Source organism: Staphylococcus caledonicus (assembly GCF_016238465.1).
In the GTDB taxonomy this organism is placed as follows: Bacteria; Bacillota; Bacilli; order Staphylococcales; family Staphylococcaceae; genus Staphylococcus; species Staphylococcus caledonicus.
In genome coordinates this window covers 45,181-60,256 of record NZ_JABTXV010000003.1, presented here as the reverse complement: position 1 = coordinate 60,256, position 15,076 = coordinate 45,181, and the positions used below count along the sequence as shown (strand labels likewise).

The following is a 15,076-nucleotide window of genomic DNA, read 5'->3' as shown; positions in this document are numbered from 1 at the left end:
GTTCTACACCTCGCTATTATTATAGAACGTTTGTTCTGTTTTGAAAAGTGGTTTTAGACAATTTTCTTCAACTTTTTAATTTATTTGTGTTTATTTAAATTATGAAGCAACAGATCTACTAATTTTATATTATGGTGCTGCCTTTTCAAAAAAAGAATTAACCTCATCAATATTTATTGTAAAAAGTAATACTCTATGCTATAATTCTTGATTGTGAGTAATGAAAATTATTCCTTGCTTATCGTTAATACTCGATAAGCCGCATAGACCACAAGGAGGTGCAAGTATAAAATGAGAACATATGAAATTATGTATGTCGTACGTCCAAATATTGAAGAAGACGCTAAAAAAGCAGTTGTTGAACGCTTTAACGGTATCTTAGCTTCAGAAGGATCAGAAGTTTTAGAAGAAAAAGACTGGGGTAAACGCCGTCTTGCTTATGAAATTGAAGATTTCAAAGAAGGCTTCTATAACATCGTACGCATTAAAACTGATAACAACAGAGCTACAGACGAATTCCAACGTTTAGCTAAAATTAATGACGATATCATCCGTTATATCGTTATCCGCGAAGACCAAGATAAGTAATAATTTAATGGGGGCGTTTGAATGATAAACAGAGTTGTATTAGTAGGTCGTTTAACTAAAGATCCAGAATACAGAAGTACTCCCTCAGGCGTAAGTGTAGCGACATTTACTCTAGCAGTTAATCGTACTTTCACGAATGCTCAAGGGGAACGCGAAGCTGACTTTATTAATGTTGTTGTTTTCAGAAGACAAGCAGAGAATGTGAATAACTATTTATTCAAAGGTAGTCTAGCTGGCGTTGATGGTCGCATACAATCACGCAGTTATGAAAATCAAGAAGGTCGTCGTATCTTTGTTACTGAAGTTGTAGCGGATAGTGTTCAATTCCTTGAACCTAAAAATGCACAAAGTGGCCAACGTAACCAAGGTGGTAACAACGATTTCCAAGACTACGGTCAAGGATTTGGTGGCCAACAATCAGGACAAAATACGTCATATAGTAATAATAATTCATCAAATAATAAACAATCTGATAACCCATTTGCAAATGCGAATGGACCGATTGATATTAGTGATGATGACTTACCATTCTAATAATAAATGAACGTATAAAAAATATTTTTTGAAGGAGGTAATTACCCATGGCAGGTGGACCAAGAAGAGGCGGACGTCGTCGTAAAAAAGTATGCTATTTCACAGCAAATGGTATTACACATATCGATTATAAAGACACTGAATTATTAAAACGTTTTATCTCAGAACGTGGTAAAATCTTACCACGTCGTGTAACAGGCACTTCAGCTAAATATCAACGTATGTTGACTGCAGCTATCAAACGTGCTCGTCATATGGCTTTATTACCATATGTTAAAGAAGAACAATAATATATAATTTATTGTCAAACCCCGTAGGCTTATGTCTAGGGGGTTGTTTTTATATTTTTTAGTATAGAGAAAGGATATTATGTGAAAATTTTGGATTTGGAATATACATAAAGATATTTTTAACTTGCAACAATCATATGAATTTTGGTAAATAAAAAAAGAACTACGCATTTTAAATAGAATGCATAGCTCTTCTTTATCTTGCATACGAGTTAAAATAACTCGCGAGACCTATTAGTCTCTTTCCTCATTAGTTAGTTTATACTGTTGGTCTATTGAAGTCAATAATTTTATCTAATCCTATAAAAAACCTTTTGATATTTAATGCGTTATCATAATAGCTTTTATTCCTTTTATATCGCTTTTGAAGTTTGTCCAAATCGTGATATCTTGCTTGGATAATTGCATTGCTACAAACTTGATTATGTAGTTCTAGGGTAGCGAAAATATCTATGAAATTTTTTATACCGAACATGTTTCTAGATATTCGTATATTATTTCCTTTTTCAAATAAATACTGAGGAGATCTACTGTCATAGTTCAGATTTGCTATGATAGGTTGGTTGTGAGCTGATTTGTTTCTTATATTTTTAACTAAGGGCATTAAAATATTAGCAACTCTTAATTCTTCGTCATTGTACTTCTTGTAATAAAAGTTGAGAAACGAAACAAATTGTCCTAGTTGCATAAATTCAATGCAAATCCATACGGGTGGATTTTGATAGTATTTGTTCAACTTCTCGGGTAGTTGACCTCTTTTTTTCATATGTTTAAAAATTTCATTTTTATTTTTGATTTTGGTTTCTTCAACTTCTTCTGGTGTTCTTGAATCTGGATCTAAATTTGAATTATTATAAGAGTTATCAATACATAAGAACTCATCTATTATTTTATAACCCTCTTCTTGGTTATTTTCTGTTATTAGTTTTAAGCGTCAAGGTTGTCTAGAGATGAAGAAAGTGAGACTTGAACGCATCTTCACCTCAGTCAACTACTGCCTAATCACATAGATTAGGAGATAATATTTTTTGCTCAACGTTCGATTCTGCTCAAATCCTAAACACTTTTGCCCCAATCTCAAAAAACGGTTAGTGATTTCTCATCACCAACCGCTAAATGTCTTACGCTTAATATAGCTTACATTAAATTGTTATAGACAAATGTCTACATCGTCGAATTGTTTTTGGTATTCTTTGTATTTACTTTCGACTAACATTTGATATGGTGTGTCGAAGAAGTCTGCAAGGATCATTGCATCTTTGAATTTTGGTTCATGTTGATGGTTTTCCCATTCCCACAATTGATGTGGCTCATAGTGTGTACCATATTTTTTATTTATTAATTCTGTTAGTTCATTAATTTCTAAGTTTCTTTTTGTTCTTAAATTAAAAAGTGTATGTGAACTCATAAAGCATAACCTCCTCAAACTTAAAGTTTGTATTAAATATTAATTGTCTAAATTTCTTACTAATTAACTTCTCCAACAAACCCATTTAAGTCATTCATAAATCTAACCCTAGTTATTTTTCTATATTATTCCTGTTCACGATATTTATCAAGTGTTTAATTTAAGCCGACATTATAATAATTTCCAATTAAATTAACGCAATAAGTGAAGAACAATTAGTTGTTCCATATAAAATTAAAAGAAAAAATTAGATAAATATGAAAACTATACATAGATTTATTAAAATATATTCTGTTCTAAGTTCTAAAAAAAGTTTAAAAAATTTCAATAAAAATGTTTATACATGTGATGAGGTGGTACAAGTAAGAAGTAAATAAAAATAGAAAGTAAGGAGAGTTAAACTATGGGCTTTATTATTATGTTAATCGTCGGCGGCTTAATCGGTTGGATTGCCGGTATGATTATGGGTAAAGATATTCCAGGCGGTATCATCGGTAACATTATTGCCGGTTTAGTCGGTTCATTTGTAGGTGGTAAATTATTAGGTACTTGGGGTCCTGTATGGGGCGGAGTGCCAATTATCCCAGCATTAATCGGTGCAATTATCGTTATTTTCGTAGTATCATTAATTTTACGTGCTTTAAGAAAATAATATTAATAGATGATAAAAGAGGGCTACTTGTGAAAAGTAGTCCTCTTTTTTGATATATATCAATTGGAAATTTAGTTTATGATAATTCTACTAGGTGATTGAGTTGCTGTATTATACTTATGCACATCGTCATAATCATAATTTTTAATAATTTCACAACCTAATGGATGTCTACCGTTATCTACATGGTTATTGATTTCTTCAAGTACCTCTAAAATTTCATATTCAGGCGTTTCGGTATTGAAAGAATATTTAAATATATGACCGTGAGTTGATCTTACAGTGGCAATAAGTTCTTCATCTATCATTTTATAATCTAATAATTCCATTATTGCACCCCCAGTATTCGTAATTTGCTACCTTCAATGTATCACTTAAAAGCGCATAATGACAGGGGTTTTACTTAAATGTGAATGATTATCATTTCATAAATAATATGTGGTTATTAACTTCATTTTTAAAGGAAAATAAATTAAAAAATGGCATAAAAATAGGGTGACGTCGGGTTAAGGCGTCACCCAGGAGTATTATGTTCATGAATATAAAAGACTTTGTAGTTATCACTAACTACACATTTATAGTATCATGTATTCTATTCCAAAGACAATCATAAATCCTTAAAAAATACGAAATTTTTTCATTACTATAAAAATTGTAAAAATTTTTAATTGAGAGATGTTTATTATATTTAGATGTTTTATTGTAAGACTGCCTTCTGTCCTTATTATCAGATTGAATAAATATTATTTTTTTGATTTAGTAAGAGTAAGTAATTTTAAAAGAAAGTGAGGTTTTGAAAATGAAAATGTATTTAGTGAGACACGGTGAATCTCAATCTAATTATGACAATAAACATCATCGTGCTTACTTTTGCGGGCAATTAGATGTGTCGCTAACAGAGAAGGGCGTGGCAGGAGCGAAGGCTCTAGAAACGTATTTTAAAGATATACAAGTTGATCATGTTTATGTTTCGGATTTAACACGAACTCAAGAAACGTATCGCCATATCTTTCCTTATAAAATACCTACAACCGTTACGCCGTTATTACGTGAACGTTCGCTAGGTGTCTTTGAGGGCAAATATAAAGATAAATTGTCACAAGAAGAACAGTTTAGTCGTTATTTTAATCATCCCGATTATAAAGATTTTAGACATAGTTTCACGCAAAAAGCTCCAGAAGGTGAAAGCTATAGAGACGTTTATCACAGGGTTCAATCATTTTTTGAAAATGTGGTAAATAAAGAAGACAATGCCATTGTTATTGTTGCGCATCAAGTGGTAATCAGATGTATTCTCGTTTACTTTGAAATGATAACCGAAGAAGACGCTTTAGACTATAATGTGGAAAATTGTAAGCCATATTGCATAGAAATATAAAAAAACTCCCAATATTGATTAGAGTTAACATAACTTAATCATATTGGGAGTTATTTCTATTTATCTAATACATCAGTTTTAATATTTTTATCATCTAGGAATTTCTGAATCTTGTCTTGTTGTTTACCGTTAACATCGCCGGCATAATGCGTAGGTACGTCTACTACATTAATTGTATTTTGAGGCTCGTAATTGAGTTCTTCAATACTTTTATCAACGTCAGAAATTGTACTATTTAACGCGTGGAAATAGTTAATAATGCGGTCTACATTTTCTTTATATCCGCTAGGAAGAGTCTTGTTTTTAACAAATTTCTTGAAATGTAAATCGTTTTTAACAGCTAAGTTAGAAAGATTGCTAAGTTTTTTAGCTTGTTCGTCTGTTACTCGAGTTTGCCCAGTACTTTGACGATCAATTTCACTTTGCATTACATATTTATTATCTAAAATATCACTATTAACGTCTAAATATTTTTTAATTGCTTTATTCATTTCATCTTCGCTAAGTTTTTGACCTTTTTTATCAGATGAAAAGATATCGCTCTCAGTTAAATTTTTAGCGTGCTCTGGCGCGTTAACACCATTTTTATGATGCTGATTACTACTTGTATTTTGATTATCTTCTTGGGGCGCACAGGCACTTAAAGTAAGTAACAATGTTAAAAAGACACCTATTATCATACTCTTTTTCATAGATTTCAATAATCTCCTTTATCAGTCAAACATCTACTTTTAAGCATAACAATAGAGTATCATTTATAGAAAAAGATTTGAACGTCTGAAGCTTAAAATTATTCATAATCTATGAACAATTTGTGGCAATTTTAAAAATGCTCATTTTATTAATTTTTGAAAAGTATATAAAGTCAGGAGAAATATAAAAAAAGCAGAATGCTCATTAAGAGCTTCTGCTATACGACGATATTTGATAGGTTAAGTGTTTGTTTATAGAAATAAATTCTAACAGTTTTTGGAATAGTAGTTTGGTTAACTTAATTTATAATAATTATTAATTTCTAATGATATAATCAAACGCGTTTAGGCCTGCATTGGCACCAGCGCCCATTGAAATAATAATTTGTTTATTTTTTTGATCAGTCACGTCACCAGCAGCAAAGATTCCTGGAACATTAGTATTGTTATTACGGTCGATAACAATTTCTCCACGTTGATTCAATTCTACTGCGTCACCAATCCAACTAGTATTTGGAACTAAACCAATTTGTACGAAGATACCGTCTAGGCTTAATTCTTTCATTTCACCTGATTCTAAATCTTCGTAACTAATACCAGTTACATGGTCTTCACCTAAAACTTCAGCAGTTCTAGCATTTGTGTGAATGTCTACGTTTGATAGAGAACGTAAACGCTCTTGTAATACAGTATCTGCTTTAAGTTCTGATGAATATTCAAATAAAGTAACGTGTTTAACAATACCGGCTAAATCAATAGCGGCTTCAACGCCAGAGTTACCGCCACCTATAACTGCTACGTCTTTATTTTCAAATAAAGGTCCGTCACAGTGTGGGCAGAAAGCAACCCCTTTATTGATTAAGCGATCTTCGCCAGGGATATTAAGTTTACGCCAGCTTGCGCCTGTTGAAATAATAGCAGTTTTTGTTTCAAGAACTGCGTCATTTTCAAGTGTTACGCGAATAGCTTGGTCAGTTTTCTCAATATTTGTAGCGCGGATACCTGTCATAGTATCAATATCGTAATCTTCAATGTGTGCTGCTAAATTAGCTGAAAATTGAGAACCTGTTGTTTCTTTAACAGTAATAAAGTTTTCAATACCTGCTGTATCGTTAACTTGTCCACCAATGCGGTCAGCTACGATTCCTGTACGTAAACCTTTACGTGCAGTATAAATTGCAGCACTACCACTTGCTGGTCCACCACCGATGATTAATACATCGTATGGGTCTTTATTTTCATATTCAGAAGCGTCTTGAGTGCTTCCTAATTTAGTTAAAATATCTGAAATAGTCATACGACCATTGCCAAATTCTTCGCCGTCTAAGAACACTGCAGGTACTGCCATGATATCTTCTGATTCTTCACGGAAGACAGCACCATCAATCATTGTATGAGTAATGTTAGGGTTAACAACACTCATTAAGTTTAGTGCTTGTACGACATCTGGACATTTTTGACAAGTTAAACTTACATAAGTTTCGAAGTTGTAATGACCTTCTAAACTTTTGATTTGGTCGATAATTGATTGTTTCTCTTTAGGCGCACGACCACTTACTTGTAAGATAGCAAGTACAAGTGAGTTAAACTCGTGGCCTAATGGAATACCAGCAAATGTTACGCCGTTTTCTTCTTCAGGTTTACTGATTGTAAAACTTGGCGTACGTTTTAATTCTTTTTCAATAATTGTGATGTGCTCAGACATCTCAGCGATTTCATCTAAAAGTTCTTTTAACTCTTTAGATTTATCATCAGAACCTATACTAGCTCTGAATTCGACATCGCCTTCCATAAGGCCTAAGAGTTGTTGTAATTGTTCTTTCAAATCAGCATTAAGCATTTTTTAATGCCTCCTTAAATTTTACCTACTAAGTCTAATCCTGGTTGTAATGATTCAGAACCTTCTTCCCATTTAGCTGGGCATACTTCACCTGGATGTTTACGTACATATTGAGCTGCTTTGATTTTGTTTACTAATGTGCTAGCGTCACGGCCGATACCGTCTGCATTGATTTCAGCTGCTTGTACTACGCCATCAGGGTCAACGATGAATGTACCACGTTGAGCTAAACCAGCTTCTTCATCTAATACATCGAAGTTACGAGTGATTGTTTGAGAAGGGTCACCAATCATGTGGTATTGGATTTTGCTAATAGCATCTGAATGATCGTGCCAAGCTTTGTGTACGAAATGAGTATCAGTTGAAACTGAGAATACATTTACACCTAAGTCTTGTAATTTGTCATATTGATTTTGTAAATCTTCTAATTCAGTTGGACATACGAATGAGAAGTCAGCTGGATAGAAGCATACTACACTCCATGAACCTTTTAAATCGTCTTGGCTTACTTCTTTGAATTCGTCATTTTTAGGATCATAAGCTTGCGCTGTGAATGGTAAAATTTCTTTGTTAATTAAAGACATAACTTAAATTCCTCCTGATTTTCGTTAATTTAATTAGAACTACATAATAATAATTGCTTATTTATAATAATTCTAATCTCTTAGTTAATATTATTGCACTTCAGTTCTTATTCGTCAACTTAATGTGCTTATAGTCGTGAAATCATTGTTTTAATAGTGTCAAATTAGGATTTTTAATATTATGTTAAGAAGTTTAAGAAGTATTGAATTTTAAGATTTTTTGTTAAATAATATAAAGTTCAAATACCTCTTACTATCAATTATCCTTTATCATTCTCAACTAAACATCTGTATTTGATAATGAATAGTATCTAGGAGGATTTATTTTTGGAAAATGAAGAAGTAAAATGCCAACGAGAAACGTTTATATATAGTGAAGAAGATGAAAAAGAAAGAGGATAGGATAGAAACTATGAAATTTCAAAGGTTTCGTTATCCCGTCCCCACAAGGTTGTCTAAATTAAAAGCCAACACATATATCAATGTTATTTAAAATGATTGCTATTCTACAACTTGAACTGTAACAGAACCGACTTTATCATATTCAGCAGTATAATTACCTTGTTCTAAGTGTAAAGGAGAGATGAAAGTACCTGATGAAATAAACTGACCTTTCTTAAGTTGTTTACCATGAGAATGTAACTTTTTATTGAGCCACTTAACAGCTTCAACTGGGTTACCGAGTACTTCACTAGAATGACCTGTTTCAATTTGAGTCCCGTCTTTAAATAATTTCAAATTAATATCTGCAAATTTATCATAATCGAGCGGTGCTACGCGTTCGCCAACAACAATTAAACCTGTTGCCGTATTATCTGAAATCAAATCACCTAAAGTAAAGTTAGGGAACCAGTCTTTATAGCGAGCGTCAGGAATTTCTATACCTGCAGCTATTTTCACACTTTCTAATATCGTTTGGTTATCTGCATCTTCAGGAAGATCGGCTGTCAGCTCAAAAATGATTTCAGGTTCTAATAATGGATCAAATAAATTAGATAATGATACCTTAGCATCATTAAATACGACTTGATTTGATAATATCGTTCCGTAAGCTGGCTCGTCAGTATTAGCAATGGCCTGTGTAGCAGCGCTTGTCATGCTTACTTTGTAGCCTTTAACAGTAGTGTCATATTTAGTGTTGAGTTGGCTAATTAAATCATCTTGCGTTTTATATGCTTCGGGTTCGCTAATATTGAAAGATTTACTTACAAATTCGATTGGTTGTTTAGAAGCGTATGCTTGATATAAGGCGTTTGATACTTCTTTATTTGCTTGAGTCATAATATCTCTCCTTAAATATCTGAAAATTGTTATTATTATGATAACTATAATTATGTATTCATGCAAATTGTTTAAGTCGTATTGTGAGGTCATTTTTAAAGAAAAATAAAATATAAATTGTTACGATATAAATACTAAGGATAAAAGGAGAGAATGTGATGGCAGACTATGTTTATGATTTAATGAAAAGACATCATTCGGTAAGAAAATTTAAAAATAATCCGTTAAGTGAAGAAACAGTAAGAAAGTTAGTTGAAGCTGGCCAAAGCGCTTCTACATCAAGCTACTTACAAACATATTCAATTATTGGCGTTGATGATTCTAGAATAAAAGAACAATTAAAAGAGGTCTCAGGGCAGTCTTATGTTGTAGATAATGGTTACCTATTTGTATTTGTTTTAGATTATTATCGTCATAGTTTAATTAATGAAAAAGTAGATACTGATATGGAAACGTCTTTTGAATCAGCAGAAGGGCTATTAGTAGGCGCAATTGATGTAGCACTGGTATCTGAAAATATAGCTTTAGCCGCTGAAGATATGGGTTACGGTATCGTTTATTTAGGTTCATTACGTAATGACGTAGGTCGCGTGCGTGAAATTTTAGACTTACCTGAGTATGCATTCCCATTATTTGGAATGGCAGTAGGGGAACCTTCTGAAGATGAAAGTGGCTCGCCAAAACCACGTTTACCATTTGAACATGTCTTCCATAAAAATGTATACAATAGTAACAAAAAAGAACAACAAGAAGAATTAGAAAAGTATGATGAGCGTATCAGTAATTATTATCAAGAACGTACAAACGGACAACGTTCAGAAACTTGGTCACAACAAGTAGCCGGTTTCTTAGGTAAAAAAGCTCGTTTAGACATGTTAGAACAATTAAATAAAGCAGGCTTTATGAAAAGATAAAGAATACAAAAAAGCGTAGCCATTCATTCCATAATGTTGATATACAACAACATTGGAACATCGGCTACGCTTTATTATCCAAATCATTAATTAGTAGATAAATCACCATATTGATCTGAATTGAATTTTTCTTTATCAAGATTACCTGTTAGTTTAGCTGTACCTGTACCAGCAAGCATTGAGTCATTAACGTTTAATGCAGTACGACCCATATCAATGATAGGTTCGATAGAAATAAGCACACCAGCTAAGGCTACTGGTAAATTAAGTGTTGATAAAACAAGGATTGAGGCGAATGTTGCGCCGCCACCAACACCAGCAACACCAAATGAACTAATAACTACTACTCCGATTAAAGTCAGTATAAATTGTAAATCGATATCTACATGTGCAACTGGTGCTACCATGATTGCTAGCATCGCTGGATAGATACCTGCACAACCATTTTGTCCAATTGATAAACCAAATGAAGCTGAGAAGTTAGCTATACCGTCCGGCACACCTAAACGTTGTGTTTGTGTTTGAACATTTAATGGTAATGAACCAGCGCTTGAACGTGAAGTAAAGGCGAAAAGCAATACTTCTAATGTTTTCTTAACGTAACGAATAGGGTTAATACCCATAACCGCTAAGATAATTAAGTGAATAATATACATTGTGATTAAGGCAGCATAAGATGCAACCATAAATTTACCTAGCGTCCAAATGGCTTCAAAGTCACTTGTAGCAATCGTAGATGCCATGATAGCAATGATACCGTATGGTGTTAATCTTAAAACAAAAGTAACAATTGCCATAACTAGAGAGTAAATAGCATCGATACCACGTTTTAATAAATCACCGTGTTCTGGTTGTTTACGTGCTACACGTAAGCATGCAAATCCTACAAAGACCGCGAAGATAACAACAGCAATTGTTGAAGTCGTTCTTTGACCTGTGAAATCTAAGAATGGATTACTTGGTAATAATTCTAAAATTTGTTGAGGTAACGTATTTGCCGTTAAATCTTTGGCCTGACTACTAATTTCACTTCCACGTGAATTTTCTGCGCTACCTAAGTCAATGCTTGAAGCGTCTAAGCCAAATACAATTGCATAAAAAATTCCTACTATAGCAGCTATTGCTACAGTCCCAATTAAGAACATAAAAATATAAGAACCAATTTTAGCGAATTTATCACCAATTTGTATTTTGCTAAATGCAGAAACAATTGAAATAAAGATTAGTGGCATAACTATCATTTGTAATAAAGCAACATAGCCGTCTCCGACAATACTAAACCAGTCTGTAGTTGTTTCGATTACTTTAGAGTTAACGCCATATATTAGATGTAAAGCTATCCCGAATACAATCCCTATACCTAGGGCAGTAAATACTCTTTTAGGGAATGACACATGTTTTTTAGCCATAATAAATAGCCCAATAATAAAGGCGATCATTATAACAATATTAATAATTGTAAAAAGCGTCCCCATGAAATTAGTCTCCTTTGCGCAATTTTTAATTCCGATATACTTAATAAGAATAATACTGTTTAGTTGTTAATTCAATACCTGAAGGCAAAAAGATGCAGATAACCTTATTTTTATTATTAATTTAATTAAACTTATAAAATTATTTATTAATTGTTTTGCTAGTTATTTACTATGGCAATTTTCTATTATATAATTGAAAATGATTATCATTAGGAGGTTTGTTTTTGAAATACATTTTAATAACGGTGGGGATCTTATTTACCATAATTGGTTTTATAGGTGTCGTCTTACCTTTATTACCAACAACGCCCTTCTTATTAGTCGCAGTTATTTGTTTTTCTAATAGCTCAGAAAAATTTAGAAAGTGGCTAGTAAACACTAAAATATATAAAAATTACGTTGAAAGTTTTAAAAATAATAGAGGCTATACCTTGAAAAATAAATTTAAACTTTTACTTAGTTTATATATAGTAATTGGGTTTTCGATTTTTATGATTGATAACACTCTTGTAAGAATTGGTTTAGTAATAATGGTATGTCTACAAACGATAGTTCTATTCACTTTTGTAAAAACACTTCCGGAAAATTAAAAGGGGGACATAACTCATGTTTATGGCTGAAAATCGATTAGAATTGAAAAAAGGTAGTGCTAAAGAAACAGCAGAACGCTTTAATAAGCGACAAGGTATTGAAAATATTAAAGGTTTTAAAGATATGATGGTAACCATCACTAATGACACTAACGATGTAGATGAAGTTAAAATACTAACTATTTGGGAGTCTAAAGATGCATTTAACAATTGGTTACATTCAGATGAATTTAAAAATGCACATAAAAATGTAAGACAACATAGTGAAGATAGTGAGAGCCCTATTCTAAAAAATGAAGTTATCACTTATGAAGTCGCTTATAAATATAAAAAATATGATAAATAGCATTAAATAAAACTATTTGGGTACTCTAATATCTTATAAAGAACTTTAAGTTAAGGAGAGATATAGATGAGTGAAAGAAAATTAGTAATGATTACTGGATCATCTTCAGGTCTTGGCTTTGAATTAGCAAAATTATTTGCCCAAGATAACTTTGATGTAGCGATGTCAGGTTCAAGTGAAAGAATCTATGAATCTGCTAAAGAAATTGAACGATTAGGTGTAGAAGCTTATCCATTTCAAGCTGACGCTGGAACATATGAAGGCGTAGAAGACTTTTGGAATTTTGTGGCTTCTAAAAATAGAAATCTTGATGCTGCAGTATTAAATGTTGGGATAAGTTTAGGTGGCGCCTTTTTAGACAATCCGTTAGAAAAAGAACTTAACCTTATTGATATTAATATTAAAGGTACTGTGCATATGGCAAAAAGAGTAGCACAACATATGGATAAAAATGGAAAAGGCGATATTTTAATTGTTTCTTCACTTTCAGCAACATTACCAACACCTTACGAAACGGTATATGGACCGTCTAAAGCCTTTGGTTTCATGTTTGCAGAAGCGTTAAGAGAAGAATTAAAAGAAAGTAATATCAATGTAACAGCAATGTTGCCTGGTGCTACAAATACTGATTTCCATCATAATGCTGGTATGGATTCAAGTTACTTTGGAGACGACAGTATTAAAAATGATAAAGGATTAGTTGCGAAACAAGGTTACGAAGCATTGAAAAACAAACAAGACCATGTTGTTTGCGGTGACGAAGCAACTAAAAAAGAAGCAGAAGAAAATAGAAAAACACCAGAAGACGTTAAAGCAGCTAGACACGCTAAAAAAGCAAAATTAAATCAACGTTAAAGCTATGATTGATTATTGAAATTTATAAGCATATATAAAAAATAGCCTTAAGATGACTTTATCTAAATCATCTTAAGGCTATTTCTGATGAGCAATCATGGTCTCACTTTTGGGTTTTGCTTGTGACGATGAAACCCTTAAATTATATTAAAGTTCTTTAGATTATTAAAGATTAAACAAACGTGCTAAAAATCCTTTTTTCTCTTCAGTTGGTCTGCCGAGAGGTGAAGATTGTGACTGTTGTGTTTTAATATCTTCTTTTAATGTATCAATCGATTGTTGATTATTATCATTAATCTCTTTAACTAAACTATTTTTAGTGTATTCTGATTGTTCTTTTTGAGCAGTTTGAATAGCTTCTTGAGAATTTTGAATCGCAAGTAATGATTGATTGTTAGTTTCTAATTTTTCAGTGATTTGACTTTGTAGCTCTTTTAATTCATTTTGTTGTTGGTGAACTTGGCTAATCATTTGACCAAGCATTTGACGTTCTTCACGCATTTTTTGAATTTCAGAGCGTAAATCATCTACTAATTGAGAAACGCTATTGTCAGTAGGTAATTGTTCATTATCATCTTTGACAATGACTTGTAAAAAGTCTTTTTCCTTTTCTAATTCTTCAAAGGCTAAATCATAACTATTTGTTTGTTTAACTTTTTCAGCAATATCTTGGAAAAGTTCAATATCTTCATCTTTAAAATCAGTAGCTTCACGGCCACGGTATTCGGTCTTACTAAGTTGGTAGCCACGTTCTTCTAAATGTTGGACAATTTTACGGACTTGTTTTTCACTTAGTTCGACGCGTTGAGCAAATTCTTTAGTTAACATAGCTCGAAGTCCTTTCGTATTAATATTTATGTACACTGACGTTTGTCTTCGGTCAGTGAAACGTCAGTCTAACCTCGCATACTAGTTTAACCCTTTATATTGCTCATTTCAAGTGTTCTTACAAGGGAAGACGTAAATTCATTCTCTCTAAAAGTGGATAAATAATTTCTCTTGAGATACCATTAGCAAAAACGTATTTAAGTATATAGTTCGATTTCACACTAGCTGGATAAATGTCTTTTGTAAGTTCAATATTAGATTTAATAAACAAGTCTACCTCAAAAGGCTCTTCATTCTTAGTATAGTTAGGATGAAGATAATTAATTTCACTTTGTTTTTCAAAGCCATTGTCTAATAATAGCTGTTGACGATGTGCTAACTTTTCTTCATCAAATTCTACCTCTGTGCTATGTTCTTTTGGTACTTCTATCATCATAAAGTTAATATCGCGAGAATGTACTTTTTGAGCTAGTTTATTTAATTGGCCTTCAATTTTTTCAAGGGTATGCACAAATAACTCATCATAGTCTGATGAAGGAGCTACCATTAAGTGAACTAGAAAGGCTGAATTAGTCGTGGCTTCATAATGAGCCAAGGCGAGGCTCACGACTTCATTCTTTTCTTTGCCAATCACAATAGCATAATCATTTTCAGTTTTGTTGTTTTGTAAGGATTGTTTAACTAATGAGCTATTCTCATAAAAGTTAATATCCAATTGTTGATTGTAGAATTCGACCGCTTTATCAAAATATTCATCTTTTAAAGATTGAATTGTATGAAATTCCACGACGTCACCCCCGTAATTTTTTGTTATAGTATAG

General features: G+C 32.4%; 17 protein-coding genes and 2 pseudogenes. 9 read left to right on the top strand and 10 right to left on the bottom strand.

Translation table 11 applies throughout. From position 1 onward, the window contains the following. Positions 1-291: 291 nt before the first annotated feature. Genes rpsF through rpsR form a run of 3 tightly spaced genes read left to right on the top strand, consistent with a single transcriptional unit; the run spans position 292 to position 1,412 of the window. Complete coding sequence (rpsF, locus tag HS848_RS10025; protein ID WP_002461101.1) at positions 292-588, top strand: 30S ribosomal protein S6; 297 nt, start codon at positions 292-294, stop codon at positions 586-588. A gap of 21 nt (positions 589-609) precedes the next feature. Beyond that, positions 610-1,122, top strand: coding sequence for a single-stranded DNA-binding protein (ssb, locus tag HS848_RS10020; RefSeq protein ID WP_103166510.1), 513 nt, complete (start codon positions 610-612; stop codon positions 1,120-1,122). A gap of 47 nt (positions 1,123-1,169) precedes the next feature. Next, entirely contained in the window at positions 1,170-1,412 is a 243-nt protein-coding gene (gene rpsR / locus HS848_RS10015) for a 30S ribosomal protein S18 (RefSeq protein WP_002451519.1), read from the top strand. Positions 1,413-1,671: 259 nt separating this feature from the next. On the opposite strand, the pseudogene HS848_RS10010 reads toward rpsR, so the two are convergent. Next, positions 1,672-2,343 (bottom strand): annotated as a pseudogene (locus tag HS848_RS10010) (Abi family protein); the annotation flags it as partial. A gap of 219 nt (positions 2,344-2,562) precedes the next feature. Next, complete coding sequence (locus HS848_RS10005; RefSeq protein WP_198612216.1) at positions 2,563-2,820, bottom strand: XRE family transcriptional regulator; 258 nt, start codon at positions 2,818-2,820, stop codon at positions 2,563-2,565. A 403-nt stretch (positions 2,821-3,223) separates the two neighbouring features. Between HS848_RS10005 and HS848_RS10000 the strand changes: the two genes are divergently transcribed. After that, on the top strand, positions 3,224-3,472 hold the full coding sequence (locus tag HS848_RS10000) for a GlsB/YeaQ/YmgE family stress response membrane protein (protein ID WP_119527553.1): 249 nt from the start codon (positions 3,224-3,226) through the stop codon (positions 3,470-3,472). 71 nt (positions 3,473-3,543) lie between these two features. On the opposite strand, the gene HS848_RS09995 is transcribed toward HS848_RS10000, so the two are convergent. Further along, entirely contained in the window at positions 3,544-3,801 is a 258-nt protein-coding gene (locus tag HS848_RS09995; protein ID WP_198612215.1) for a hypothetical protein, read from the bottom strand. A 470-nt stretch (positions 3,802-4,271) separates the two neighbouring features. Between HS848_RS09995 and HS848_RS09990 the strand changes: the two genes are divergently transcribed. Further along, entirely contained in the window at positions 4,272-4,850 is a 579-nt protein-coding gene (locus HS848_RS09990) for a histidine phosphatase family protein (RefSeq protein WP_198612214.1), read from the top strand. Between the two features lie 56 nt (positions 4,851-4,906). On the opposite strand, the gene HS848_RS09985 is transcribed toward HS848_RS09990, so the two are convergent. From HS848_RS09985 to HS848_RS09970, 4 genes are all read right to left on the bottom strand, one after another. Further along, positions 4,907-5,542: an NDxxF motif lipoprotein gene (locus HS848_RS09985; RefSeq protein WP_198612213.1), complete on the bottom strand. Its 636-nt coding sequence runs from the start codon at positions 5,540-5,542 to the stop codon at positions 4,907-4,909. A gap of 316 nt (positions 5,543-5,858) precedes the next feature. Further along, the gene (ahpF, locus tag HS848_RS09980) at positions 5,859-7,382 is read right to left on the bottom strand and encodes an alkyl hydroperoxide reductase subunit F (protein WP_198612212.1); all 1,524 of its coding nucleotides are present in this window, start codon (positions 7,380-7,382) and stop codon (positions 5,859-5,861) included. Between the two features lie 14 nt (positions 7,383-7,396). Then, positions 7,397-7,966, bottom strand: coding sequence for an alkyl hydroperoxide reductase subunit C (ahpC, locus tag HS848_RS09975; RefSeq protein ID WP_107507694.1), 570 nt, complete (start codon positions 7,964-7,966; stop codon positions 7,397-7,399). Between the two features lie 501 nt (positions 7,967-8,467). Further along, positions 8,468-9,247: a 2-keto-4-pentenoate hydratase gene (locus HS848_RS09970; RefSeq protein WP_198612211.1), complete on the bottom strand. Its 780-nt coding sequence runs from the start codon at positions 9,245-9,247 to the stop codon at positions 8,468-8,470. Between the two features lie 158 nt (positions 9,248-9,405). Between HS848_RS09970 and nfsA the strand changes: the two genes are divergently transcribed. After that, positions 9,406-10,161 (top strand): oxygen-insensitive NADPH nitroreductase, encoded by a 756-nt coding sequence (gene nfsA, locus HS848_RS09965; RefSeq protein ID WP_198612210.1) that lies wholly within the window; start codon positions 9,406-9,408, stop codon positions 10,159-10,161. 86 nt (positions 10,162-10,247) lie between these two features. Here nfsA and HS848_RS09960 read toward each other — a convergent pair whose 3' ends face one another. Further along, entirely contained in the window at positions 10,248-11,636 is a 1,389-nt protein-coding gene (locus HS848_RS09960) for an L-cystine transporter (protein WP_107507697.1), read from the bottom strand. A 224-nt stretch (positions 11,637-11,860) separates the two neighbouring features. Here HS848_RS09960 and HS848_RS09955 point away from each other — a divergent pair, with 224 nt between their 5' ends. From HS848_RS09955 to HS848_RS09945, 3 genes are all read left to right on the top strand, one after another. Further along, a complete protein-coding gene (locus tag HS848_RS09955) occupies positions 11,861-12,226 on the top strand; it encodes a YbaN family protein (protein WP_107507698.1) in 366 nt (121 codons plus the stop codon). Positions 12,227-12,242: 16 nt separating this feature from the next. After that, entirely contained in the window at positions 12,243-12,572 is a 330-nt protein-coding gene (locus HS848_RS09950; protein WP_198612209.1) for an antibiotic biosynthesis monooxygenase, read from the top strand. 66 nt (positions 12,573-12,638) lie between these two features. Next, entirely contained in the window at positions 12,639-13,427 is a 789-nt protein-coding gene (locus HS848_RS09945; protein ID WP_198612208.1) for an SDR family NAD(P)-dependent oxidoreductase, read from the top strand. Between the two features lie 329 nt (positions 13,428-13,756). On the opposite strand, the pseudogene HS848_RS09940 reads toward HS848_RS09945, so the two are convergent. Together HS848_RS09940 and HS848_RS09935 are read right to left on the bottom strand one after the other, a co-directional pair. Further along, positions 13,757-14,255: pseudogene (locus tag HS848_RS09940) on the bottom strand (DNA-binding protein); the annotation flags it as partial. 118 nt (positions 14,256-14,373) lie between these two features. After that, positions 14,374-15,042, bottom strand: coding sequence for a hypothetical protein (locus HS848_RS09935; RefSeq protein ID WP_198612207.1), 669 nt, complete (start codon positions 15,040-15,042; stop codon positions 14,374-14,376). Positions 15,043-15,076 lie beyond the last annotated feature (34 nt).